The organism is Pseudovibrio sp. Tun.PSC04-5.I4 (genome assembly GCF_900104145.1).
Taxonomy (GTDB): domain Bacteria; phylum Pseudomonadota; class Alphaproteobacteria; order Rhizobiales; family Stappiaceae; genus Pseudovibrio.
Window position 1 is genome coordinate 4,232,646 of sequence record NZ_FNLB01000006.1, and the last position, 24,578, is coordinate 4,257,223.

General features: G+C 50.0%; 21 protein-coding genes. 15 read left to right on the forward strand and 6 right to left on the reverse strand.

Annotated elements, in window-relative coordinates; all coding sequences use genetic code 11:
* Nucleotides 1-18 precede the first annotated feature (18 nt).
* Nucleotides 19-1,278, reverse strand: a complete 1,260-nt coding sequence (locus BLS62_RS24840; protein WP_093187569.1) for a flagellar biosynthetic protein FliO — start codon at nt 1,276-1,278, stop codon at nt 19-21.
* 448 nt (nt 1,279-1,726) lie between these two features.
* Between BLS62_RS24840 and flgB the strand changes: the two genes are divergently transcribed.
* From flgB to BLS62_RS24875, 7 genes are all read left to right on the forward strand, one after another.
* Nucleotides 1,727-2,134 (forward strand): flagellar basal body rod protein FlgB, encoded by a 408-nt coding sequence (gene flgB / locus BLS62_RS24845; protein ID WP_093187572.1) that lies wholly within the window; start codon nt 1,727-1,729, stop codon nt 2,132-2,134.
* Nucleotides 2,135-2,188: 54 nt separating this feature from the next.
* Nucleotides 2,189-2,599, forward strand: a complete 411-nt coding sequence (gene flgC / locus BLS62_RS24850) for a flagellar basal body rod protein FlgC (protein ID WP_093187575.1) — start codon at nt 2,189-2,191, stop codon at nt 2,597-2,599.
* Nucleotides 2,600-2,634: 35 nt separating this feature from the next.
* On the forward strand, nt 2,635-2,943 hold the full coding sequence (locus tag BLS62_RS24855; protein ID WP_093187578.1) for a flagellar hook-basal body complex protein FliE: 309 nt from the start codon (nt 2,635-2,637) through the stop codon (nt 2,941-2,943).
* A gap of 55 nt (nt 2,944-2,998) precedes the next feature.
* Nucleotides 2,999-3,265 (forward strand): flagellar biosynthesis protein FliQ, encoded by a 267-nt coding sequence (gene fliQ, locus BLS62_RS24860; protein WP_093187581.1) that lies wholly within the window; start codon nt 2,999-3,001, stop codon nt 3,263-3,265.
* A 42-nt stretch (nt 3,266-3,307) separates the two neighbouring features.
* On the forward strand, nt 3,308-4,081 hold the full coding sequence (fliR, locus tag BLS62_RS24865) for a flagellar biosynthetic protein FliR (protein WP_093187584.1): 774 nt from the start codon (nt 3,308-3,310) through the stop codon (nt 4,079-4,081).
* 12 nt (nt 4,082-4,093) lie between these two features.
* Nucleotides 4,094-5,170 carry a flagellar biosynthesis protein FlhB gene (gene flhB, locus BLS62_RS24870; RefSeq protein WP_093187586.1) on the forward strand — a complete coding sequence of 359 codons (1,077 nt, stop codon included), beginning with the start codon at nt 4,094-4,096 and terminating at the stop codon, nt 5,168-5,170.
* Between the two features lie 94 nt (nt 5,171-5,264).
* The gene (locus BLS62_RS24875; protein WP_093187589.1) at nt 5,265-7,829 is read left to right on the forward strand and encodes a cell cycle histidine kinase CckA; all 2,565 of its coding nucleotides are present in this window, start codon (nt 5,265-5,267) and stop codon (nt 7,827-7,829) included.
* Nucleotides 7,830-7,904: 75 nt separating this feature from the next.
* On the opposite strand, the gene BLS62_RS24880 is transcribed toward BLS62_RS24875, so the two are convergent.
* The 3 genes from BLS62_RS24880 to BLS62_RS24890 all read right to left on the reverse strand — a co-directional run bounded on the left by BLS62_RS24880 (nt 7,905) and on the right by BLS62_RS24890 (nt 10,626).
* Nucleotides 7,905-8,372, reverse strand: a complete 468-nt coding sequence (locus BLS62_RS24880; protein ID WP_093187592.1) for a hypothetical protein — start codon at nt 8,370-8,372, stop codon at nt 7,905-7,907.
* A 383-nt stretch (nt 8,373-8,755) separates the two neighbouring features.
* On the reverse strand, nt 8,756-9,670 hold the full coding sequence (locus BLS62_RS24885) for a pseudouridine-5'-phosphate glycosidase (protein WP_093189584.1): 915 nt from the start codon (nt 9,668-9,670) through the stop codon (nt 8,756-8,758).
* A gap of 32 nt (nt 9,671-9,702) precedes the next feature.
* Nucleotides 9,703-10,626, reverse strand: coding sequence for a carbohydrate kinase family protein (locus tag BLS62_RS24890; protein ID WP_093187594.1), 924 nt, complete (start codon nt 10,624-10,626; stop codon nt 9,703-9,705).
* 306 nt (nt 10,627-10,932) lie between these two features.
* Here BLS62_RS24890 and recA point away from each other — a divergent pair, with 306 nt between their 5' ends.
* The 3 genes from recA to BLS62_RS24905 all read left to right on the forward strand — a co-directional run bounded on the left by recA (nt 10,933) and on the right by BLS62_RS24905 (nt 16,123).
* Nucleotides 10,933-11,997 carry a recombinase RecA gene (gene recA, locus BLS62_RS24895; RefSeq protein ID WP_093187597.1) on the forward strand — a complete coding sequence of 355 codons (1,065 nt, stop codon included), beginning with the start codon at nt 10,933-10,935 and terminating at the stop codon, nt 11,995-11,997.
* A 188-nt stretch (nt 11,998-12,185) separates the two neighbouring features.
* Nucleotides 12,186-14,846: an alanine--tRNA ligase gene (alaS, locus tag BLS62_RS24900; protein WP_093187599.1), complete on the forward strand. Its 2,661-nt coding sequence runs from the start codon at nt 12,186-12,188 to the stop codon at nt 14,844-14,846.
* A 101-nt stretch (nt 14,847-14,947) separates the two neighbouring features.
* Complete coding sequence (locus tag BLS62_RS24905) at nt 14,948-16,123, forward strand: cyclic nucleotide-gated ion channel (protein WP_093187602.1); 1,176 nt, start codon at nt 14,948-14,950, stop codon at nt 16,121-16,123.
* A gap of 445 nt (nt 16,124-16,568) precedes the next feature.
* Here the strand turns inward: BLS62_RS24905 and BLS62_RS24910 are convergent, their stop codons facing one another.
* Nucleotides 16,569-17,783: an NADP-dependent isocitrate dehydrogenase gene (locus BLS62_RS24910; protein WP_093187605.1), complete on the reverse strand. Its 1,215-nt coding sequence runs from the start codon at nt 17,781-17,783 to the stop codon at nt 16,569-16,571.
* Nucleotides 17,784-18,244: 461 nt separating this feature from the next.
* On the opposite strand from BLS62_RS24910, the gene fabF reads away from it, so the two are divergent.
* Both fabF and BLS62_RS24920 read left to right on the forward strand, forming a co-directional pair.
* Nucleotides 18,245-19,507, forward strand: coding sequence for a beta-ketoacyl-ACP synthase II (gene fabF / locus BLS62_RS24915; RefSeq protein ID WP_093187608.1), 1,263 nt, complete (start codon nt 18,245-18,247; stop codon nt 19,505-19,507).
* A gap of 128 nt (nt 19,508-19,635) precedes the next feature.
* Nucleotides 19,636-20,226, forward strand: coding sequence for a DUF2585 domain-containing protein (locus BLS62_RS24920; protein ID WP_093187610.1), 591 nt, complete (start codon nt 19,636-19,638; stop codon nt 20,224-20,226).
* Between the two features lie 3 nt (nt 20,227-20,229).
* Here BLS62_RS24920 and BLS62_RS24925 read toward each other — a convergent pair whose 3' ends face one another.
* The gene (locus BLS62_RS24925) at nt 20,230-20,841 is read right to left on the reverse strand and encodes an HdeD family acid-resistance protein (RefSeq protein ID WP_093187613.1); all 612 of its coding nucleotides are present in this window, start codon (nt 20,839-20,841) and stop codon (nt 20,230-20,232) included.
* Between the two features lie 314 nt (nt 20,842-21,155).
* On the opposite strand from BLS62_RS24925, the gene BLS62_RS24930 reads away from it, so the two are divergent.
* From BLS62_RS24930 to BLS62_RS24940, 3 genes are all read left to right on the forward strand, one after another.
* Entirely contained in the window at nt 21,156-21,932 is a 777-nt protein-coding gene (locus BLS62_RS24930) for an RNA methyltransferase (RefSeq protein ID WP_093187616.1), read from the forward strand.
* Complete coding sequence (murI, locus tag BLS62_RS24935) at nt 21,932-22,738, forward strand: glutamate racemase (protein ID WP_093187619.1); 807 nt, start codon at nt 21,932-21,934, stop codon at nt 22,736-22,738. The genes BLS62_RS24930 and murI overlap by 1 nt, the downstream gene beginning before the upstream one ends.
* 255 nt (nt 22,739-22,993) lie before the next feature.
* Entirely contained in the window at nt 22,994-24,442 is a 1,449-nt protein-coding gene (locus BLS62_RS24940) for an alanine/glycine:cation symporter family protein (protein WP_093187622.1), read from the forward strand.
* Nucleotides 24,443-24,578: the final 136 nt, after the last annotated feature.

Sequence of the window (24,578 nt, forward strand, 5' to 3'; positions counted from 1 at the left end):
TTTGCAAGTGTCAGGAAATTATTTTGTATTGGCTTCAATGTCATCCAACAGGTCTGCCATTTCTTTTTCCATGCCTTCTGAGGCGACTTTAGGGGCTTTTTTAGAAGCCTTACCTTGTTTTTTCTCGTGGGCTGCTTTGGGAGCAACTTCCACTTTAGGAGCGCTGTCTTGGGGCTTTGCAGGGTTTGAGGTAGAGGCTGGGCTTTCCGTTGTCGGCCCTTTGTCCTCTTTCTTATCTGCGGGAGTAGGCTCAGGTTTTGCGGAGACTCCCGTTACAAGCGCAGGTTTAAGGTCTTCTTCCTTTGGCCCTTTTGGTGCGGCTGGTTTTGGAGCAACGCGCGGGCGCATGAAGGCACTTGCGGCGTGAGCTGCCGGGCCATTCATTGGCGGCTTCAGTGCCGCTTTTGGAATAGGCTTTACAGGTGCTGGCGGTTCTGCCTTTGGCGTTTCAACGATTGGGGCAGTAACATCTGCCGGTTTATGTGTCGTGATTGTTGCTGGTGCTGGCGTCGCAGGTTTGGTGCGAGGCGAACTCAAAGAGCGAGACACTGGTGGGCGCGCTGTAATTGGACGTGCAGCTATTTTTTGAGCGCTGCGTGCGCCGCCAATAGTCGGTGTCTGCAAGGCAGCCGGTTTTGTTACTGGTGAGACTGGTGGCGCTGGTCTAATAGGGCGCGCTGCAGGCATTAGTGGTGTTGTCTTCTCATGCGGTGCTTTGGCGTAGGCTGCGGCTCGCGTCTCTGTTGGGGTGGCTTGAGCAGGCGCTATAGGTTCAATGGCTGCATTCGGTTCCATTTTTACTGCAGGTGCAGGATTAGGTGCTGCCATTTTTTGTTTTGGCTCTTCACCCCAATCTGGTTGTGGTGATGGTGTCACTGGCTCTGCAGGCTGTGCCTCACTGTCATAAGAGGCAGGATAGACACCAGATTGCATGTTGCTTGCAAATGAAGATCCGCGCGGATGAGGTGTTACCGGGACACCGCGGACGATGCCTTGTTCCACCACCAGATCATTTGCGCCGCCGATCAAAATGAGATGCTCGACATTATCGCGGCGAACCAGCAGAAGTCTGCGGCGCGCGTCTATGTCTGTGGTATCCATAATTGCGAGGCGTGGCTGGCGACTGCGGGAGCCTTTGTAGCTTGTCCTTGCCAGCCGTTTTAAGAGCGGAATACAGACCGCAATAAGAACGGCGATTATAAGCATTGCCAGTACGACTGCGAGAAGCTGTGCGCTCCCTTGGGACATACCAGTGGTTTGAGCTAGCCAGTCAGGCATAAATGGTCCTCGACTAATTTACAACATTTACAGGACTGGCTTGCATGCAAATCAGTCATCACGTCATGGGATCCGAATCCCATTTAAACTCACGGGGCAGTTGTACCCTATAGTTTGTCCAGAATGAACAGTTCAGAGGGGTGAAGTTTGCAGAGTTACCCTAGTTTTTAATAGAAATCCGCGCCTGGGTCAGGTGAGCTAGGTGTAATTTGCTAGCTGGGCAAAATTTTCCACCTGTAAGGACGATGAAATCTTAACGGGAACGCCAACTCTTGATTCCAGGAGCTGGCTGTTAAACGGTGAGATTGAGTTATGCCACTGCTTTCTCTCGTTTCTTTGGTGCGAAATTATTAATGATCTCTTAATATTAACCATTTATTAACCATTACCTAGGCACTTTCTACCTAGTTTAATTTACCAAATATGTTCGTATAGGTTGAGTGGTCTCATGGCACTAACTGATCTTCCGATGTTTCAGGCTTTACGCCAGAAGATGCAATGGCATCAGCAACGTCAGGGTGTGCTCGCAGAAAATGTCGCGAATGCCGACACGCCGGGCTACCGCAGTCAGGACCTGAAGGATTTGAGTTTTTCTGAGATGGTTAACACTGAACAGAGGGCAGGAAACCTGCGCCCTGTTGCTACTGTTTCAGGACATATCACGAGCGGTGGGATTAGTTCAGGTGGCCGCATCAAAACAACGCGTGCCAGTAGTTTTGAGCGAACACCAGATGGGAACAGTGTCGTTCTTGAGGAGCAGATGATGAAAATCGCTGAAAACCAGATCGACTATCAGACAGCGACGAGCCTTTATTCGCGTAGTCTTGGAATGCTGAAAACTGCGTTGCGCAAGTGAACCAATGCACCTGCAACAGCGGATGCGCTGTCGTGGTGAGTGTGGGAGGAACCCATGGATTTTATTAAGTCGATGTTTATCGCAGCATCAGGTTTGAAGGCCCAAACGGGTCGTATGCGTGTGATCTCTGAAAACATTGCCAATGCGGATTCGACTGGCCAGACACCGGGTGAAGACCCGTACCGCCGTAAAGTTCCGACTTTTACGAGCACGTTTGACAGCAAAGTTGAAGCTGAACTGGTGAAGCTGGGCAAGGTTCGTGAGGACCAGAGCCCGTTCAAACTGCGTTATGAGCCTGACCACCCAGCAGCTAATGACAAAGGTTACGTCAAAATGCCTAATGTAAATACATTGGTCGAAATGGCGGATATGCAGGAAGCGACGAGAACCTATGAGGCTAACCTCAATGTGGTGAAATCGTCGCGGTCCATGATGCAAAAAACACTCGATATTCTTAGAGGTTGAAGACCGGTTGTTAAAAACCGGAAGGGGAGACACTTATGTCTAATGCTTTTGTTGCTGCAAGTGCATATGCAAACACAGCAAAGCTCGCTAACCCATTGGAATCCGTCAATGAAGCTGCGGCTAAAACTGGGTCTTTTGGCAATATGGTGCAATCTGCGATCAGCGAAGTAAATCAGGCTGGTCAGGCATCCGAAATTCAGTCTTTGGGCCTGTTGCAGGGCAAAGCCAGTGTGGTGGATGTCGTGACAGCAGTCGCTGAAACCGAGTTGGCGCTGGAGACGGTTGTTTCTGTGCGTGATCGTGTTATTTCGGCCTATGAAGAAATTATGCGGATGCCTATGTAACGGGCTTCACCCTTTTTTTCTTGTTTTGAGATTGATAGATGACTGTAAGAGCGCAATGACCGGTCCAGAGGTTTTGGATATCGCCAGTGAGGGGATCTGGACACTTATTTTGGTGTCCTCCCCGGTTATGCTGGTTGGCTTGTCGGTTGGTGTTATTGTTGCTCTGTTTCAGGCGCTCACACAGATTCAGGAGCAAACATTGGTATTTGTTCCCAAGATCCTGAGCATCTTTATAGCGCTGCTTGTGACCTTGCCCTTTATGGGGGACATGATGAGTTCCTTTACAAACCGCATTGCCGGATTGATTATTGCCGGATACTAGGCGAAATCGGTGCCGGACCTCGCGCACCCTAGGAGCACTTCTGTGACGATCAATCTGGATTTTCTGCCGGTGATCGTTGTCACGTTTTTGCTGATGTTCGCGCGGGTCGGCACCATGATTATGCTTGTCCCGGCTTTTGGCGAAACCTTCGTTCCCGTGCGGGTGCGGTTGACCATTGCACTCCTGCTGACCTATGTGATGTTACCCATCAACATGAACCTTTACCCAACCGATGTAATGAGCAGTTTATCTCGCCTGCTGGGAATGTTGGGCGGTGAGCTGTTGGTTGGGTTTGCCGTTGGCCTCTCTATGAAAATGATGGCCTATGCGCTTTCAACGGCAGGCACAATTATGGCGAACCAGTCCGGCCTCGCTTTTGCTATGGGCGGGGATGCGACGAACTCTGGTCAACAGGGTGCGTTGCTTGGTAACTTCCTGAATGTTCTCGGTATTTGCATGGTGTTTGTCACCAATCTGCATTACGTGATGATTGCGGCCATGCATGACAGCTTTGTATTGTTTCCGCCCGGCAATCCGCTTCCGGTGGGTGATCTATCTACGCTCGCCGTTGATAATGTCACCAATATGTTTTCTGTCGCCGTCAGACTGGGATCACCCTTTATCGTGGTTGGGGTGGTCTTCTATTTCAGCCTTGGTTTGCTGAATAAGCTGATGCCTCAAATGCAGATCTTCTTCATTGCCATGCCCGTTAACATCCTTATCGGGTTTGGTATCTTCGTGCTGCTGCTTTCTACGCTCATGGGTTTTTACCTCAATGCGTTCCGTGAAGCACTGCAGCCGTTCCTTTTGAATTAGACGAGGGACGCGATGTCAGATGATTCCGACGATTCGGAGAAGACCGAGGACCCAACCCAAAAACGGTTGGATGATGCACAGGAAAAAGGCGACATACCAAAGTCACAAGAGGTGTCTGCGTGGTTCTCGCTTCTTGGTACGGCTTTGGTGGTGTCATTCCTTGCTCCTTCCATGGTGAAGGGCATCGCTTCACTTTTGAAAGGTTTTTTGGAGCATACAGACACGATTGCTGTTGATGGAGGTGCTCTTGTTTTCCTTTTGGAAATAACTGGCCCCGAAATACTAGGGGTGGTGGCACTTCCTTTGCTTACCCTTCTTGCGCTTGCTGTTGTTGGTAATGTGATACAGCACAAACCGCTTTGGACGGCAGAGCGTATGAAGCCAAAGCTGAATAAGATCTCGCCCCTTGCAGGTGTGAAGCGGCTATTCTCTAAGGATAGTCTTGCTAACTTCCTCAAAGGACTAGTGAAAATGACAACGGTGGCTGCCGTTGTGTTTATGGTGCTGTGGCCTGAACGGGACAGGCTGGACACTGTGGTTTTTCGCGAAACGGGGATGCTTCTGGAGGATGTCCAGGAGCTTGCTGTGAAGGTGATTGGGGCAATTCTGGCTTTGATGACTGTTGTTGCGGGGTTGGATTTTGTCTGGCAGCGCAAAAAATGGTTCGACAAACAGAAGATGACCCAGCGGGAAATCAAAGAGGAATACAAACAATCCGAGGGTGATCCTCAGATTAAAGCGAAAATTCGAGAGTTGCGTATTCAGCGCTCACGCAACAGAATGATGGCAAGTGTGCCAAAAGCGACGGTCGTCGTCACTAACCCGACCCACTACGCGGTTGCTCTGCTTTATGATGAAGGCATGGGAGCACCGCAATGTGTGGCTTTGGGAGTTGACGAACTGGCGTTGCGCATTCGAGAAGTTGCGAAGGAAGCTGATGTGCCTATCGTGGAGAATCCACCGCTGGCACGCGCGTTGTACGCGTCGACTGAATTGAATGATTATGTGCCAGAGGAGCACTACGCCGCAGTCGCTAAGGTTATTGGCTACGTTATGCAACTGCGGAAAGCGAAGAGTTGGCGAACGTAATTGCACTTCGGTGCTGACACGCTGACTTGACGCGAGGAGTTCTCTCAGTGCGACGTACATGAGGTGTCTGCGGGGCAGCCGTGGAGAGGGTGAAATGACGAAGACCGAAACGCGGCGGCCAGAGCCGGTTATTGACAGGACAGACAAGGGCGGCAGCCTTGGTGCGCTAATGTTGCTCGCACTGGGGTTGGTTGGGGCAACCGTTGCCTTTGCGTTGATGCGCAAGGAGCAGGCGGAGCCTTACATCCTTGGGTTGCTTGGAGTGCTGGCGGTTGTTGGCGTGTTTTCGCTGTTCGCCATGGCCATTGGATTGCTGCGGTTTATCTCCAAAACCCATCGTAATCCACTGGCAGAATCCTTCATGAATTCGTTGGATGACGGCGTTTTGCTTTCTGACCACAACGGACGGATCGTTTACGCCAATCAGTCTTATGCCGAACTCACAGGTGCCCGCGGCCCTGCCGATGTGCGCACGGTGGAGCGGGTGTTTTCTTCTGACCCTGATGCGTCTGATGCGATCTTCCGGTTGTCGCAGGCTGTGCGTGCTGGCAGATATGCGCAGGAAGAAGTGCGCCTACCCAATGCTGTAGGTGAGGTTGCTAACGGTGCACGTTGGTATCGCATTGGTGTGCGGCCCTTGGAACAGGATGCAGCTGTTGGTGTTGAAAGTGGGATCACCATCTGGCAGGTGAGTGATATCACTCGCGACCGGACCGAACAGGAAAATTCCTTTCAAGAGTTGCAAAGGGTTATCAACTTCTTGGATCATGCGCCCTGTGGGTTCTTCTCTTCTGACAACACGGGTAAACTGGTTTATCTCAACGCCACACTGGCAGACTGGCTTGGATATGATCTAACCCAGTTTATCTCTGGAGAATTGTCACTCAAAGATATTGTCCGTGGTGAGGGAGCCGCTCTTGTTGAGGCTTTGCAGGGCTCTGAGGGCGAAGTTAAAACCGAGAGCTTCGATATCGATCTGGTAACGCGTAGCGGCACAGGGCTTCCTGTGCGGCTTGTGCACCGTGTTCCGTTTGGTGGTGATGGTTTGGCGGGGGACAGCCGGACGCTGGTGATCAACCGATCTGCTGGCAATGATGATGAAGAGGCGCTGCGCGCTGCAGAAGTTCGCTTCTCACGCTTCTTCAACAACACACCTGTTGCGATTGCTTCTCTTGATAAGAACGGGCGTGTTGAGCGGACCAACGGTCCGTTTATACGGTTATTTGAGCAGGGCGAGGGCCTTGGCAAAGATGTTAAACTGACCGAATTCGTGGCTGAGAACGACCGGGTTGCCTTGCAGAGTGCGTTGGAAGAAGCTGCACTGGGCAAGAGTGAAATTGCTCCACTTGATGTTTCTCTGAAAGGGAGCGGGGATCCAAGGTCGGCAACGTTTTATGTATCTGCTGTACAGGACGGTCAGGCTGGTGAAGATGCCGCCGTGATTTATGTGCTGGAAACAACGCAACAACGGGCGCTGGAAGCGCAATTTGCGCAAAGCCAGAAAATGCAGGCGATTGGCCAACTTGCTGGTGGCGTGGCGCATGATTTCAACAATGTGCTGACGGCAATTATCGGGTTCTCTGACCTGTTGTTGGTAAGTCATCGCCCAACAGATCCTGCTTTTCAGGACATCATGAATATCAAACAGAATGCGAACCGAGCTGCGGGGTTGGTGCGCCAGTTGCTTGCGTTCTCGCGCCGGCAAACGTTGCGGCCACAGGAACTGGTGCTTGCTGATGTGCTTGCTGATGTTTCCATTCTTCTGGATCGGTTGCTGGGTGAGAAGGTTGAACTCAAACTTGTGCATGGGCGGGACCTCTGGCCAGTGATGGCTGATGTGAACCAACTTGAGCAAGTGATTGTGAACCTAGCGGTGAACGCGCGTGATGCGATGGTAAATGGTGGTGAGGTTTCTGTCCGGACCCTCAATGTGAATGAGGAAGCCTCCAAGACCTATGAGAATACACGAGGCATGCAGCCTGGAGAGTATGTGCTGATTGAAGTGACTGATAATGGTCACGGCATGTCTCAGGACGTCATGGATAAGATCTTTGAGCCATTCTTCTCAACCAAAGACGTTGGCAAGGGGACGGGCCTTGGTCTGTCTACTGTTTACGGTATTGTTAAGCAGACCGGTGGCTATGTGTTCTGCACGAGTGAGGTGGGTTTCGGTACTATTTTCCGTATCTTCCTGCCGCGTCATGTCGCGAGCGGAAAAGAAGAGGTTGTTGAAGTTAAGCCAGAGTTGGAACCAACAAATGCTGACTTGACTGGTTCTGCAACTATTCTGCTTGTGGAAGATGAAGAGGCCGTGCGTGCCTTTGCAGCGCGTGCGTTGAGCGGGCGCGGTTATACCGTGCATGAAGCGGGCTCAGGCACGGAAGCGCTGGAGATCATGGAGGAAACCGGTGGTGAGATCGATCTGGTTGTTTCTGACGTGGTTATGCCGGAGATGGATGGGCCGAGCCTTTTGATTGAATTGCGTAAAACCCGACCAGACCTCAAAATCATTTTTGTTTCTGGTTATGCTGAGGATGCGTTTGAAAAGAATTTGCCTCCGGAGGAAGGTTTTACCTTCCTACCAAAGCCGTTTACGCTGAAGCAGCTTGCGACCACTGTGAAGAAAACGCTGGATGCAAAGACGCAGGAACGAGCGTAAACCAGAGCTGGCTACAAATAAAAAAGCCGGAGAGTGCAGGGTGCAGTCTCCGGCTTTTTTGTTGAACTGTTCGGATTAGCAGGGAGACGTTGCTTCCGCATTTGCTTTTAACTGCTGCAAACTTTGCATGGAACCAGGGCTGCCCGGCAATTTAAATGCCTGTTCTTGTGGCGTGTAAATATTGTTTACGAGCGCGAGATCCTGAACCACACTTGTGTTGCACTGATTTCCTGAGAACCGCAGACGGATGCGATAGGCGCGTTCTCCGGAATCTGATAGGCCAAACTCTTGATCTAAAACAGGATTTCTTCCGTGCACATAGTTTTCCATAACAACCATGTTAGGTTGGTTTTGCTGGATGATTGTGCCGCGGGCGGTCGCGCTTTTCACTAGGGTGGCGCGTACGACTTCTGGCGATGCTTTGATCTGAATGGACTGGGCGTCAGCGTCCGGGCGAAGAGTCGATTGACCACTGCGGTTTGATGGGCCGCTTTGACAAGCAGCAAGTGCCGCGGTTAATCCGATAAAAATGAGTTTTTTCATTGCGTAAATCCTGCGGATGACAATGGATGAAATACCCCTCGCCAAACCATGAAACTCTGTTGGGCGTGATTTAGTGGAACTACCCAATAATGGGATTGGCCCGTTATCGCATATGCCCGCCCGATGGCGTTTTGATGTGCACGGTGTGACTACAAAATGCAGATGCGCTAATAAAAGCACAGCGATGTAAATGAACTCTAGTGCAGAAACACCTAGAATATTTAGGGCTGAAAAACAACGGAATCTTTGCCGACAAGCTCATGGAAATTCTCAGCAAGTATTGAGTTTTTGCGAGACCAACTACGGACTAAAATGGAACTTTGGGGTATATTTGGAGGAAAGTTAACTCCGGGTCAGCCTTGCCGACCCGGAATTTTTGATGATTAGCTTGTCAGTCCGCATGCAATTTTTGCAGAAAGCTTTGCATTATTTTTTACCAGCGCAATGTTGGTGGCAAGGCTTCTGCCTTGTGTGCGCTCAAAGATGTCTTGCAGAACGAATGGAGTAACGTTCTTGCCTCTGACGTTCTGCTCTTCAGCTGCCTGAATGGATGCATCGATGAAGACCTGCATTTCATCTGCCGGGATCTCGTTTTCCGCTGGTACAGGGTTAGTTACGAGAATGCCGCCGTGGTCAGCGAATTTTTCACGGAATTTGATGAGTTTTGCAACATCAGCTGCATCATCCAGGCGGTACGGTGCTTTAAGCTGTGAATCGCGAGACCAGAATGCTGGGACGTTGTCGCAGCCAAAGCCGATGACAGGTACGCCGCGGGTTTCCAGAACTTCCAGTGTTTTTGGAATATCGAGCAGGGCTTTTGCGCCAGCTGAGACAACACAAACTGGGGTGCGGGAAAGTTCTTCCAGATCAGCAGAGATATCGAAGCTTGTTTCTGCACCTTTATGTACGCCGCCAATGCCGCCAGTTGCAAATACGCGAATGCCAGCTGCGTGAGCAGCCATCATGGTTGCTGCTACTGTGGTAGAGCCGTTTTTGCCCAGTGCCATTGCAAAGGAAAGGTCAGCGCGGGAACACTTCATCACATCTTTGGCGTTGGCCAGCTTTATAAGCGTGCTGTCTTCCAGTCCAACGTGAAGTTCTCCGTCCAGAACTGCGATGGTCGCAGGAACTGCTCCGCCATCACGAATGATCTGTTCAACTTCGCGAGCTGTCTCAACATTTTGAGGGTACGGCATGCCGTGGGTAATAATTGTAGATTCTAATGCGACAATTGGGGAGCCGTTGCTTAGGGCATCTGCAACTTCTTTTGAATGATGAATTTTAATTGAACTTCCCATGGTTTCCCAGTCTTTCATTTGTTGATTGCGCGTCAGGCGTGCTCAAGTAAACGCGCCTGAAGCGAGTGTGGTGAAAGCGTTTCCGGTGCTGCACCAGTTGCCTCCACCGTAATAGATGCGGCAGCAAGTCCGCTGCTTACTGCTGCATGTGGGGTTTCATCGAGGCAATTTGCATAGAGGAAGCCAGCTATAAATGCATCGCCGGCACCAGTTACATCTGTTGGCGTAACTGCAAAGGGTTCGTGCATGCTGGTCGTACCACCGCTATAAAGCGCCAATGGTTTGCTTGAGTTGCTCACCACAACCGTTTTTGCCCCGCGCTCTGCAAGCATCTTTGCCATCACCTCATTGGAGTGGCTGTCTGCTTCACAGTTCAGAAGGGCCGTGGCCTCATCCTTGTTTGTGAAGAGAATGTCAATTTGTGGCAGAAGAGCGCGAAGTTTGGGGGCTTTTGCTATGGAAACAGTATCTGCTGCGAGGAGCCGGTGGCCTTTGGCATTTGTAAGAGCTGCTAGAGTATCTTCCTCAAGGTTGGTTTCACACAACCAGATATCGCAGTTAAGGAGGGCTTGGGGGATCGGATTGTCCTTACCGAACCGCACTTTGGATGTGATCTCGCTATCGGAGATAGCACAAAATAGCGTGCCATCCGGGTTATGAAGTGCAAGGTATGACCCCGTCCGGCCGCCCTTAACAGTGTTAAGGCTCGACGTATCAATTCCGCACTGAGATAGAATTTCAGCAAGGAAGGCTCCATCCGCATCATCGCCCAGACAACCGTTCATTACGGGCTGCATGCCCAAGCGAGCCATGGCTCGCGCGATGTTTGCTCCTACGCCGCCCGCACGGGACATAATTTCCCCGGGTGTAGATGTATCTGGTTTAAATTGTCGATCTGCATGCGCAATCCTGTCTAAGTGAATTGCGCCTATTACTCCGACATTGCGTAGAGACATAACCAAAACTTCCCGCCAGTTTTTTTGAAACACTGTTGATATGCAATGCGGGCACTCAGCGCAAGCTAATCACAAATACGGACTGTGGGTGGATTGCAAATCGACTGTTCTTGCGCAATGATTCCGAATTCTGATTTAATTGAAGCACGGAACAAAAGTTATCTACATACTGAACAATAAGAGAACGAATTGTAATAAATCTATTTTTATTAGTTAGTTATAGGGTATTGCGTATTTGGAACAAAATGAGTACAAATAACTGACTTTGAAACTGCGCGTCCATCGTGAAATAAGGGATGAGAACGTATGGCACAAACTTCACTTCGCCTTATTGAGGGCAATCAGATGGATAAAAATAAAGCACTGGATGCAGCGCTTTCTCAAATCGAACGAGCCTTTGGTAAAGGTTCGATTATGCGCATGGGCCAAGGACAGGTCGTGGAAATCCAAAGTGTCTCGACTGGTTCTTTAGGTCTTGATATCGGTCTTGGTATCGGTGGGCTTCCTAGAGGGCGTATTGTTGAGATTTACGGGCCAGAAAGCTCGGGAAAAACGACTTTGGCTCTGCATACGGTCGCCTGTGCGCAGCAGGCTGGCGGTGTTTGCGCGTTTATTGACGCTGAACACGCGCTTGATCCTATTTACGCACGCAAGCTTGGCGTGAACATTGATGACCTATTGATCTCTCAGCCTGATGCTGGTGAACAGGCGCTTGAAATTGCTGACACACTGGTTCGTTCGGGTGCGATTTCTGTACTCGTGATTGATTCGGTTGCTGCGCTGACTCCAAGAGCTGAACTTGAAGGAGAAATGGGGGACTCGCTCCCAGGTCTTCAGGCTCGCTTGATGAGCCAGGCTCTTCGTAAGCTTACAGCTTCGATTTCCAAGTCGAAAACTATGGTGATCTTCATCAACCAGATTCGTATGAAAATTGGTGTGATGTTTGGGTCTCCGGAAACAACGACTGGTGGTAACGCGCTTAAGTTTTACGCATCCATCCGCCTTGATATTCGCCGTATTGGTGCGATTAAGGATCGTGATGAAATCGTTGGTAACCAAACCCGCGTGAAGGTGGTTAAGAATAAGCTGGCGCCTCCATTCAAACAGGCTGAATTTGACATTATTTATGGTGAAGGCATATCCAAAATGGGTGAGTTGCTGGATCTGGGTGTTAAAGGTGGCATTGTTGAAAAATCTGGGGCTTGGTTCTCTTACAACAGTCAGCGACTGGGGCAGGGACGAGAAAACTCGAAGAATTTCCTAAAAGAAAATCTTAAGCTTGCTGATGAAATCGAATTGGCGATCCGTCAAGGCGCTGGTCTGATCGCTAAAGCGCTTGATGACCCAGAAAAAGTAGCGGAAAAACAATAAGAGTTAGAAGAGGCTGGTTTTACCAGCCTCTTTTTTTTGTAGGGTTTTATGGACAGACTTGCTGCGGATGGCTAAAACGCGGCAGATACATTTTTTTGCGGCATCTTGATGATGCACAAACCCTGCAGTTCGGGTGCTGTGATTATTTCAGCAGCAATCCCTTTAAAACGAGACGGACATCAAGACCTATGAGTGGCGTCAATGAAATTCGGTCGACTTTTCTCGACTACTTTGCAAAAAACGGACATGAAGTTGTTCCTTCCAGTCCATTGGTGCCACGTAATGACCCGACATTGATGTTTACCAATGCGGGAATGGTGCCTTTTAAGAACGTGTTTACGGGTCTTGAAAAGCGTGATTATGTTCGCGCTACGTCCTCTCAAAAATGTGTACGCGCAGGCGGCAAGCACAACGATCTGGACAACGTTGGGTATACGGCTCGTCACCACACATTCTTCGAAATGCTGGGCAACTTTTCGTTTGGTGATTATTTCAAGGAAAACGCTATCGAATTGGCGTGGAACCTTATTACCAAGGAATTTGGCCTCGCAACTGATAAGTTGCTTGTGACTGTGTATTCCGAGGATGATGAAGCGTTTAACATCTGGAAGAAACTCACCGGCTTTGCCGATGAACGGATCATCCGTATTCCAACCTCAGACAATTTCTGGGCAATGGGGGATACGGGGCCGTGTGGTCCGTGTTCCGAAATATTTTACGATCACGGTGAGCACATCTGGGGAGGCCCTCCTGGTTCTCCTGAGGAAGACGGTGACCGCTTTATTGAGATCTGGAATCTCGTGTTTATGCAATACGAGCAGTTGCCTGACAGACGCATCGATTTACCGCGCCCGTCAATTGATACTGGTATGGGTCTTGAGCGGTTTGCGGCTATCATGCAGGGCGTTCATAACAATTATGAAATTGATCTCTTTAAAGCGTTGATTGCGAGTTCTGAGCATCTCACAGGCGTTGAAGCTGAAGGTAAAGCGCAAGCAAGCCACCGTGTGATTGCTGACCACCTACGGTCGATGGCTTTCCTCATTGCTGATGGCGTTACGCCCTCTAATGAGGGACGCGGTTATGTGCTGCGCCGTATCATGCGCCGCGCGATGCGCCACGCAAACTTGCTTGGTGCGAATGAGCCGGTCATCTTTAAAATGCTGCCGACGCTTGTACGCGAAATGGGGCAAGCCTTCCCTGAGCTACACCGCGCTGAAAAGCTTATTGAAGAAACTGTCCAGCTGGAAGAAAGACGCTTTATCAAAACACTGGAACGCGGTCTTGGTCTTCTGGAAGATGCAACGAGCTCGCTTGGTTCTGGTGACCAGTTGGATGGAGAGACTGCTTTCAAGCTCTATGACACATTTGGCTTCCCGCTTGATTTGACACAGGATGCATTGCGTAACCGCGAGATCGCTGTTGATACGGATGCCTTCAATGTTGCCATGGAACGCCAGCGTGCTGAAGCACGTGCGGCTTGGTCTGGCTCTGGCGATGCTGCGACGGATGCGATCTGGTATTCTATCAAGGAAAAAGCGGGTGCTACTGAGTTCCTTGGGTATGGAACTGAGAAGGCTGAGGGCGTTGTTCTGAGCCTCGTAAAAGATGGTGAAGAGGTAACTGTCCTGACACAAGGTGAGGAAGGATTCCTCATTTTGAACCAGACGCCGTTTTACGGTGAGTCCGGTGGTCAGGTTGGTGATTGCGGCATCATGAAGGGCGATAATGTCTCTATCCGTGTAACCAATACGCAGAAAAAGACTGATGGCCTGTTCATTCACGCGATCACCGTAGAGAGCGGTGACGTGAAAGTTGATAATGCGCTTGAGTTGATTGTCGAGCATGGTCGCCGCAGTGCAATTCGCTCCAACCACTCCGCAACGCACTTGGTTCATGAAGCGCTTCGCGAAGTTTTGGGTGCACATGTAGCGCAGAAGGGGTCACTTGTGACACCCGAGCGTCTGCGTTTCGATTTCTCTCACCCCAAACCAGTGAGCAGTGAAGAATCAGCGCTGGTTGAAGCGTTTGCCAACGAAGTGATTTTGCAAAACACGTCTGTTGAGACGTCTCTCATGGAAGTTGACGAGGCGATTGAAGCAGGTGCGATGGCACTCTTTGGTGAGAAGTACGGCGATGAGGTTCGTGTCGTTTCCATGGGAACGGCCACGCGTGGTGAGAAAGCTGGCAAAGCCTTTTCCGTTGAGTTGTGTGGCGGGACTCATGTGCGGCGCACAGGCGACATCGGTCTTGTGACTGTTGTGTCTGAAGGTGCTGTTGCGGCTGGTGTTCGCCGTATTGAAGCGCTGACCGGCGGAGAAGCTCGTAAATACCTTGCTGAGCAAGATGCTTTGATGCGTGAGACGGCTGGTCTTTTGAAAATTTCAGCGACTGATGTTCCTGCGCGTGTTGCGAGCTTGTTGGAAGAACGCAAGAAGCTTGAGCGTGAGCTTGCAGAAGCGAAGAAGAAGCTTGCTATGAGTGGCGGTGGATCTGGCGCAGATACTGGTGTGTCTGATGCAGGCCAATTCAAGCTTATGGCTCGTGTTTTGAACGGTATCAACCCGAAGGACCTTAAGTCTATTGCTGATGAGGGTAAGACAGCCCTTGGCTCCGGTGTTGTGGTGCTTATCAGCAAGGCTGAGGATGGCAAGGCAGCTATCGTTGTTGGTGTGACCAAAGATAAAACCGAGACAGTGAGTGCTGTGGATCTTGTTCGTATAGGTTCCGCTGCGTTGGGCGGTCGTGGCGGCGGCGGTCGTCCAGACATGGCGCAGGCAGGTGGGCCAGACGCGGATAAAGCGGATGATGCGATTGCTGAAATTAAGTCGCATCTTGAAGGTCTCTAAGAGATATCTAAAGTAGCTATGTGAATTGAGGGGGGATTTAAGTCCCCCTTTATTTTTGGCGGATATTCTCTCATTGGCTCGGGCAGCCATTGGGGGATTAGGTGGCCAGCACCATTAAATTTAAGGTTTACAATCTTTTAGAGCGTAGCAGTGCGGGCAATCGTCTGGCTCAGCAGATTGATGCAATTCTCATCATATTTATCGTGATCAATGTGGGTTTGGCGGTTCTGGAAACTGAACCGAGTATTGGCGAGGTTTATATTTGGGAGATTTTCATTCTAGACTTCATCGCTGGTTCAATCTTTGCGATTGAATACCTGCTGCGGCTTTGGGTTTCTGATCTCCATCCTCCTTTGAAAAAGTATGGCTCCTTCAAAGCCCGCTTTGTTTACGCGCTTCAACCTTTGTCTGTTGTTGATTTTGTTGCGGTGATGTCGTTCTGGCTCTCCCTATTTTTCACGAGCATCAGTTGGAAATCATTGGTTATTTTGCGCCTGCTGCGTTTCTTGAAGATTGCACGGTATTCCCCCGCGGTGCGTTCCCTTATTTCCGCGGTGGTTGCTGAACAGACGGCGATTATAGGCAGCCTTGTGCTTATTCTTGGTGTTGCTCTCGTAGCCGCGACCCTTCTTTACAGCGTAGAACATGCCGCTCAACCTGAGCATTTTGGGACGATTCCCAGTGCGCTCTGGTGGGCATTTTCTACACTCACGACAGTTGGGTATGGGGACGTTGTGCCTGTTACTGTTATGGGTAAGATCATTGCTAGTGTGGTGATGTTGATGGGGTATTGCCTGTTTGCTCTGCCTGTTGGAATCGTAGGTACGGCGTTTGCCCGTGAGATTCACAGCCGCGACTTTGTTATAACCTGGGGTATGGTTGCCACGGTTCCGTTGCTTGAGCGTCTGTCCGCTGTTGAAATTGCTGCTGTCACAGAGTTATTGCATTCACACAGTGTACCAGCTGGCCACTTCATTTGTGAGGCGGGAGAGGAAGGAGACAGCTTGTTTCTCATCGCATCAGGGGAGGTGGAGGAAGTTTTTGCTGATCATACTGTACACCACGGCGAAGGTGAACATTTCGGCGAGGCTTCCTTGTTTGGCCATAGCAAACGCAGGGCCAGTGTCTTTGCTAAAACACCTGTTCAATTGATGGTTTTGAAGATGGAAGACCTACGCGGATTTATGGAACGCAAACCTGCAGTCGCCCGCAAAATTATTGATGAAGCTATTGATGAGCGGAAGAGCCATCATGTGGATGCGGAATTCACGCCTTAACGCGAGAGATGCCATTGAGGTCCCATCTGTTCTATTTTACTTGTCCAAATATAACCGCCAAAGCCTCCTGGAATTGAGCTCTGTTCCATCGGGAGATCTCTCACATCAAATGCATTCACGAAATGACCCGTTTTCTGGATGGTAGCGCTTAATGAACGGGATAAATTTCCGCATTTCAGAGCTGGAGAAAGTTCTTATTACAGTGGCCTGTGTGTGGCAGACGATAATACCCTTGCATTTGTTGATCCTGAAATAAACGAGGATAGCTTGGCGCCATTTTGTTCCTGCTGTACTCACACTTTTAATGGGAAGAGATTTGGTCAACGATATCAGCTTAGATAACTCGGAGTGTCTATTTTCGGTTGTTGTGCTTGCTTGCGGATAAAGCAGGCAATAAAAAAGGGCACCCGGAGGCACCCTTTTTCGTGAAAGCGGTATCGGTTGCTTATGCAGCCATAGCTTTTTGTAGGTTTTCGTCAACTTTGTCGAGGAAGCCAGATGTGGTGAGCCATTTCTGGTCTGGACCAACGAGCAGTGCCAGATCTTTGGTCATGTGACCGCTCTCAACGGTGTCGATGCAGACGCGCTCAAGAGTGTTTGCAAAGTCGGCAAGTTCTTTATTGTCGTCCAATTTGGCACGGTGAGCCAGACCACGTGTCCATGCAAAGATTGATGCAATGGAGTTCGTGGAGGTGTCTTCGCCCTTCTGGTGCTGACGGTAGTGACGGGTCACTGTGCCGTGTGCAGCTTCAGCTTCAACAGTTCTGCCGTCTGGTGACATCAGAACGGAAGTCATCAGGCCAAGGGACCCGAAGCCCTGTGCAACGGTGTCGGACTGAACGTCGCCGTCGTAGTTTTTACAAGCCCAGACGTATCCGCCAGACCATTTCATGGATGCAGCAACCATGTCATCGATGAGACGGTGCTCATAGGTGATCTGCGCTTCCTCGTACTTTTCTTTGAACTCAGCGTCGAAGATTTCCTGGAAGATATCTTTGAAGCGACCATCGTACACTTTGAGGATTGTGTTCTTTGTAGAAAGGTAACAAGGAACCTTACGGCCCAAAGCGTAGTTTAGGGATGCGCGCGCAAAATCGCGGATCGAATCATCCAGATTGTACATCGCCATTGCGATACCAGCTGATGGAGCATCGAATACTTCGTGCTCGATCTCAGCACCATCTTCACCAACGAACTTGATGGACAGCTTGCCTTTGCCAGGGAATTTGAAATCAGTCGCGCGGTACTGATCACCATATGCGTGACGGCCAACGATGATTGGCTGAGTCCAGCCTGGAACCAGACGTGGTACGTTGGACATGATGATTGGCTCGCGGAAGATTACGCCGCCCAAAATGTTACGGATGGTGCCGTTTGGAGAACGGTACATGCGCTTCAGGTCGAATTCTTCAACGCGTGCTTCATCAGGAGTGATGGTTGCACATTTAACGCCGACACCGTGTTCTTTGATCGCGTTTGCTGCGTCAACGGTGATCTGGTCATCAGTTGCATCACGAGACTCAATGCCGAGGTCGTAGTACTTCAGATCGATGTCCAGGTAAGGATGGATCAGCTTTTCCTTGATGAACTGCCAAATAATGCGAGTCATTTCATCGCCGTCTAGTTCGACGACTGGATTTGCTACCTTGATCTTCGTCATATTAGTAGACCTCGTGTTTTTATGTACGTGACTATGGAGCTTGAAACAGCTCGAATTGCCATGTGTATACACATGTGCGCAATTTAATGCCAGAGGGAATCCCAAGTTGAATGGCCCATAATACCAAATTCGTATGTGCCGCATAAGTGCCGTTCCCTAACAAACCGCAATTTCAACCGCAATTGCGCCTTGTGTCAGCGTGAACCGCATACAATAGTAGTTTTGCTGGTCTAAATTATGGGATTGGGTCCGGTTCAATAATGCGCTTCAATGCGAGCTCGATAATCGCACAGTACCAAGGTGTTATCCACTAGTGGTTGTGGGTGTGAAGTTTGTCCTTAACTCCACAATCATATCCAATTACTCTACCGGCAACACAGTGCCTTATTTGGGACGCGAGTATTTTGTAGTACGCATTTGTACTAAGGACACTGCGCTCGTTGACTTAGGAGTTAAGGAATATGCGGGTTGTTGTAACCGGTATGGGAGTGGTTTCGCCACTTGGTGTGGGCACTGACCGATTTTGGAAGCAGTTGGTGGCTTCTGAAAGCGGAATTCGTGCTCTCACCCGGTTTGATGGAGACGAGCATGCTTGCCAAGTTGCGGGGCAAGTCCCGACTATTGAGGAAGATGAGTTTGGGTTTGATGCAAGTGTTGTGATTTCGCGGCGCGACCAGAAGAGAATGGATTTGTTTATCCACTATGCGCTGGTTGCTGCAAAGGAGGCTTTGACACAAGCTGAATGGGCACCCAAAACAGCTGAGGAACGTGAAGGTACGGCTACCATTATTGCCTCCGGAGTCGGTGGATTTCTATCCATGAAGCGCGCAACTTTGTTGGTTGAGAGCAAAGGCCCTAATCGTCTGTCACCTTTCAGTGTACCGGCATTTCTTGCAAACCTTGCGGCCGGACAGGTTTCTATTGCTCACGGATTTCAAGGACCTCTTGGCACTCCAGTTACAGCGTGTGCAGCTAGTGTGCAAGCAATTGGCGACGCTGTGCGTCTTCTCAGAAGTGGCGAAGCACTGGTTGCTTTAGCGGGCGGTGCTGAGGCTTGCATTGATGCAGTATCGTTTGCTGGCTTCTCAGCTGCACGCGCGCTTTCTAGCGGATATAATGCAGATCCTAAGAAAGCGTCGCGCCCATTTGATAAAGACCGGGATGGCTTCGTAATGGGGGAAGGGGCTGCAATGCTGGTGCTTGAACCTCTTGACCATGCTTTGGCCAGAGGGGCAACGCCCCTTGCCGAAGTTATGGGATATGGAACCTCTGCGGATGCATACCATGTAACAGCTTCTCCGCCAGATGGTTCCGGCGGACAGAAAGCTATGCGTAAGGCGCTGAAGCAAGCAGGAATCAATCCAGATGACATCGACTACATAAACGCGCACAGCACGTCCACTCCTGTTGGAGATGCCGCGGAGATCGCCGGTATTCAGGCGGTGTTTGGAGATCGAGGTAAGGATCTTGCTATTTCATCGACTAAATCTGCGACTGGACATTTGCTTGGGGCGGCTGGAGCGCTAGAAGCGATTGCATCTATTATGGCTCTGCGTGAGGGAATTTTACCACCAACGCTCAATCTAGATGATCCAGACGATGCAGCCTCTCAATATGAATTGGTTGCCAAAACAGCCAAGGAGAAGGAGCTTGAGTATGTTATGTCCAATGGCTTTGGGTTTGGCGGCGTTAATGCCTCACTGATTTTTGGTAAGATTGATTAGTCTCGGCATATTTTTATAGGTTTAGGAAAGGCTCGGAGGTTCTCTGAGCCTTTTTCTTTTCGCCATAATCGCTTAGTAAGCAGAATCTGATAGACGAATTTTTTGAAAATTAATTGGACTTACCTTTTATGGCACGTGGATTAAACAACAAGCACTATGCACTCATCACTGTTGGTCTCATTGTTTTGACGGCTATTATCTTACTTGCGATGGGCCGCGAGCCGATCTGTAAATGCGGTGAGATCAAGTTCTGGACATGGGATGTTAACAGCTCTGACAATAGCCAACATATCGCGGACTGGTATGTCCCATCCCACATAATTCATGGGATGTTGTTTTACGCTCTGTTCTGGTGGATGGGGCGGTTGTTTACCGGCGGTACTGGTTGGTCAATGGGCTTGCGCGTGGTGCTTTCGGTTGTTGTGGAAGCGGCCTGGGAAATACTTGAAAACTCAAGTTTCATCATTGATCGGTACAGAGAAGCCACCATTGCACTGGACTATTTCGGCGATAGTGTTCTGAATTCTGTTTTTGATCTGTTGTGGATGTTGCTTGGTTTTTGGCTTGCTGCGCGCCTACCAGTTTGGTTGACCATCGCACTCATTGTGATCATGGAAATTTTTGTGGGTGCGATGATCCGGGACAATCTAACACTGAATGTATTGATGTTGGTCTATCCGCTGGATGTCGTTAAAGAGTGGCAGATGCAGGCCTATTAAGGCTTAACTGCTGCCATCTCCTGCATGTTTATGGGCCGCCAATGAAATGGCAATATAGCTCCAGCCATTGAACATGATTGAAATACCGGCAACAAGGCCAAGTGCCCATGCGCTTGATCCAGGAAAGTCAAATAGGATGAGAATGCCTGCGGCAACTGAAATGATGCCGGAGGCCAGTATCCAACCCCAGCCATCGTGCGGCCTTATGCGGAAGGCAAACATGGCTTGCGCAACACCCTGCGCCATGAAGACGATGGACAGGATGAGCGTCAGGGCCTCTGTGCCTGCGACCGGATTGTAATAGATGGCTATGCCGCCGATGATGGCGATGAGGCCTGTTAGGGTTTGCCATAAAAATCCAGCCCATGCTTTCACCTGCATGGCATGCCAGATCTGAAGAACCCCGACGACGATCAGAACCAGTCCGATCACCAATGCTACGCCGATGGAGGACGCCAGCGGCATGATCAACACGACCATTCCACCAATCACCATCAATACTCCGAGCACTAGAAATTTCCACCAATTGTCACGCACAAGTTGCGTGAGTTTTGGGACTGGGTCAGGGACAGTAGCAGGCGGGGTGCCACCTGTGTTGGGATTTTGTCCAGACATGTCGTCGGGGTCTCCTTCGTTGAGGGCAGATGTTTCACAAAGGCTGCTCTGAAACGTCGTTGCTCTCTACCTAACACCAAATCACAGCTTTACTCTTGATTGAATTCGCTGAATTTTACCCTCTTTAGGTGCTTGGTCAGAGCTCCCACCTGTGATTTTGGGGCTGAGGTGCTGTGGGTGACCTGCCACCCAGGACTAAGCGTGGTCTTTTGTCTCTCCAAGGAAACATTAAGGGTGTTTTAAGATGGCACTAGATTGGCTCAAGTGACAAAACGGCTCTGGAAATTTGTTTGATGATCGGCTAGAGGATCGATATGTCTGAAAGCACTCTTGAAACTAACTCCGCCATTCCTCCCGTTGTCGTCTTGTGTGAGCCTCAGCTTGGCGAGAACATTGGCATGGTTGCCCGTGCAATGGCCAACTTTGGCCTGAGCGATTTGCGCTTGATTAATCCGCGAGACGGATGGCCGAGTGACAAAGCCCGCTCCACATCCAGTCGTGCGCATCATGTTATTGAAGCAGCCCGCGTATTTGACACTGTTGAAGCGGCGGTTGCTGATCTGCAGCTGGTGTTTGCGACGACAGCGCGTAACCGGGATATTCCCAAGCCGGTTGTTGGTCCAGACGAGGCTGCGACTCAGAGTGTGGCGCAAGGACTAAGCGGAATTTCCTCCGGCTATATGTTTGGGCGTGAGCGCTGGGGCCTCAACAACGATGAAGTGGCACTGGCGCATAAGATCGTCACATTGCCCGTTGATCCGACTTATGCATCTTTGAATATTGCTCAGGCTGTTTTAGTCTGTGCCTATGAATGGCGCCGTGTGGCGACAGCAGGTGTCCTACCTTTCTCTCTGGAAGATTATGATGGGGTGCCGGCTGCTCAGGATGACATTCAACGGATGTTCAATCATCTCGAACAGGCATTGGATGCCCGTGGTTTCTTCCGTCCCCTTGAGAAAAAGCCCGTAACAACTCGTAGATTACGGAACCTTTTCCAAAAATCTGACCTGACAGATAATGAAGTTCGCATTATGCGAGGCGTTATCAGTTGCTTTGAAAAGTACGGTGTGAAGAACAAGGGCAAGGGCTGATGAGAGACCGACCATACTCCTCGCCAGTTGCCAGCGCTTTCCAGTGTTGGAACGGGGATGTGTGGTCGAAGACGCCTGAAGCAGAACGTTTTGGGCGGGTGTTGGTTCTGGATAGTGGGGTGGGCGGGTTTTCTGTTGCACGTGCCATTCAAGAACTGATGCCAGAGGCCAGATTGCTTTATCTGGCTGATACTGCTGCCTTTCCTTATGGTGATTGGCAGGAGGATGAATTGCGCGACCGTATTGTTGGCTTAGTGGTTGAAACCTGTCGCACATGGCAGCCAAGTGCTGTCGTTGTTGCGTGTAATACGGCCTCCACCTTGGTTTTGCAGGCGTTGCGGGCAGTGATTGACGTTCCCGTAGTTGGAACTGTACCTGCTATTAAGCCGGCCGCTGAGCAAACTCAGTCTGGTGTTTTTGCTGTTTTGGCTACGCCGGGTACTGTGAAGCGAGATTACACGCAGGAACTCATTTCTACGTTTGCACCAGACCACCATATCGAGCTGGTTGGAGCAACGCGGCTAGCTGAATTGGCGGAAAACAAGCTTGCAGGCAGAGGCGTTGATAAACAGCTTCTAATGAATGAGATCAGCCCCTGTTTTGTGGAGCAAGATGGCAAGCGAACTGACCACATTGTGCTTGGTTGCACGCACTATCCCTTTTTAAAAGAAGACATGGAGAAAGTTGCTCCTTGGCCCGTGACGTGGATTGATCCTTCACCCGCCATCGCAAAACGGCTTGCCTCTGTTTTGGCTGGGGCTGTTGTGGCCTCTACGGGTACAGACATTTATCTGCATACAGTGTGATACAAGCTGGTCAGACCTGCCTCTCTTTTTTCAATATGAATTAAGTGTAAAATCTCAATTGGTTCCTATTTTAAGAATGAACCGAGTAAAAACATGAATATGTATGGAACTCTCAGTTCTGTATTGAAATTCATTTTCTATTGTTAGAGGTTTTGTTACAAATACAGGTCCTAAATCTAGAATGACTTAAAATCATCATGGTATACCCCTGCGCTAATAGTAATTCAGGCTCGCGCAAGATAGGGAATACCTGCTTTGGTCGATCTCATCGTCAACTCCGTCAATACAGTTTTGTGGAATTATGTTTTGCTGTTCGGCCTGCTGGCTGTTGGTATTTACTTTACAATCCGGTTGAGATTTCTGCAGTTCATACATTTCTGGCAGTGCTTTGAAGTTCTGCTGAAGTCCAGACATGAAGACAGTCACGGGATCAGCCCTTTTCAGGCGTTGTGTACCAGTCTGGCCTCGCGCGTTGGAACGGGCAATATTGCAGGTGTGGCGGTTGCCCTCACGCTAGGCGGTCCGGGGGCTATCTTCTGGATGTGGGTTGTTGCTTTGGTTGGTATGGCAACAGCTTATGCCGAAAGTACACTCGCCCAACTTTATAAGGTTGAAGATAAAGATGGGCAGTTTCGTGGTGGCCCTGCTGTCTACATGGCCGCAGGGCTCAAGAGCCCGCTTATGGGGCATGTCTTTGCTATTGCGTTGATTTTTGCATTTGGCGTGGTGTTTTCCGCAGTTCAGTCCAATTCTATCGCTGATGCGATGTCGAGTGCATTTGGAATGCCTGTAATGGCGACAGGTGCGGTGCTTGTGGTTGCTGCTGGTGTGGTTATTTTTGGCGGACTGCGTAAGATCGCGCACTTCGCTGAGATTGTTGTGCCCTTTATGGCAGGTGCCTATGTCGTTGTTGCTATTGGCATTCTGGCAATGAATTATTCTGAAGTTCCAGGCGTGCTTTGGAGTATTGTGGCTCATGCACTTGGCTTGGAAGAGGCTATTGGCGGCATCTCCGGCGGTGTTATGGCGGCTATGATGAATGGTATACGCCGTGGTCTATATTCCAATGAAGCTGGTATGGGGTCAGCACCAAATGTTGCAGCCTCAGCTATTCCCGATCCGCATCACCCAGCTTCTCAAGGCTTTGTGCAGGCGCTTGGTGTTTTCATTGATACGATTGTGATTTGTACGGCGACTGCACTGATCATTTTGCTTTCCGGTATCTACGACCCAACATCAGGGGTCACGGGAATTTCATTGACGCAGTCGGCAGCTGAAGCTCACGTGGGTGGTTTTGGGGTCTACTTTATTGCTGTGGCAATCCTGTTCTTCGCGTTTACCTCTATTGTGGCGAATTATTCTTATGCAGAAAACGCCATGATCTATCTTGATCATGGGTGGAAGCCGGGGCTCACTATCTTGCGGCTTGTTTCTCTTGGCATGGTGTTCTGGGGGGCGCTCCAAACCGTTGATACGGTGTTTAATGCAGCCGATGCGGCTATGGGGATAATGGCAACGATTAACCTGATAGCGATTGTGTTGCTTGCGCCAAAAGTGAGCTTGATTACCAAGGATTATCTGAAGCAATTGAAGGAAGGCAAGGAGCCGCAATTTGATGTTTCGGAGCATCCCGAACTTGCAGATGGTGTGGATGCCACTATCTGGAGTAAGAAACGCGGTGATGAAGCGCGTTTGCGCTATTGATACGGCGCAGTCATTTGGCAGGCTCCGCGCTATAGTGCGTTGACTCTTGCGTGCATTTTCACTAGATATGCGCTGTTCAAGGCGGTTCCATTGGGGCCGCTTTGATTTTACGCACCCGTGTGGTTCGGCATGCGCT